The organism is Streptomyces sp. AC627_RSS907 (assembly GCF_019049165.1).
This window is the reverse complement of the sequence record NZ_JAGMUE010000351.1, coordinates 1-682: the sequence shown is the minus strand read 5'-3', so window position 1 is coordinate 682 and position 682 is coordinate 1. Positions and strand designations below refer to the sequence as shown.

Genomic DNA, 682 nt, shown 5'->3' with positions numbered 1-682 from the left:
CAACCGGCCCTCTTCAGCGCGAACTCCGCCGGCGCCTGCCCCGGCTGCAACGGGGCCGGCGTCGTCTACACCGACCTGGCGATGATGGCCGGTGTCGCCACCGTCTGCGAGGAGTGCGAGGGCAGGCGGTTCGAGAGGTCGGTGCTCGACCACCAGCTCGGCGGTCGCGACATCAGCGAGGTGCTCGCGATGTCGGTGGTCGAGGCGCAGGAGTTCCTGGGCGACGGGACACGTGTCTCGGCGGACGCCGCGGGCAGGGCGAACCTCACCGCCGCGCAGCGCGTCCTCGGTCGGCTGGTCGACGTCGGGCTCGGTTACCTCACCCTGGGCCAGCCGCTGACCACCCTGTCCGGGGGTGAGCAGCAGCGACTCAAGCTGGCCACCCACATGGGCGAGAAGGGCGGCGTGTACGTCCTCGACGAGCCGACCACCGGTCTGCACCTCGCCGACGTCCAGCAGCTCCTCGGGCTGCTCGACCGGCTCGTGGACGCCGGCAAGTCGGTCATCGTCGTCGAGCACCACCAGGCGGTGATGGCGCACGCCGACTGGATCATCGACCTCGGCCCGGGGGCCGGCCACGACGGCGGCCGGATCGTGTTCGCCGGCACACCCGCCGACCTGGTGGCCAGCCGGCCCACCCTCACCGGCGAGCACCTGGCGGCGTACGTCGGCGCCTGACGGC

1 protein-coding gene is annotated in these 682 nt (G+C 72.7%); it reads left to right on the top strand.

From position 1 onward, the window contains the following. Positions 1–678: ATP-binding cassette domain-containing protein (locus tag KUM32_RS35680; RefSeq protein ID WP_217146068.1), on the top strand; the 678-nt coding region annotated here is incomplete at its 5' end. Between the last annotated feature and the right edge of the window lie 4 nt (positions 679–682).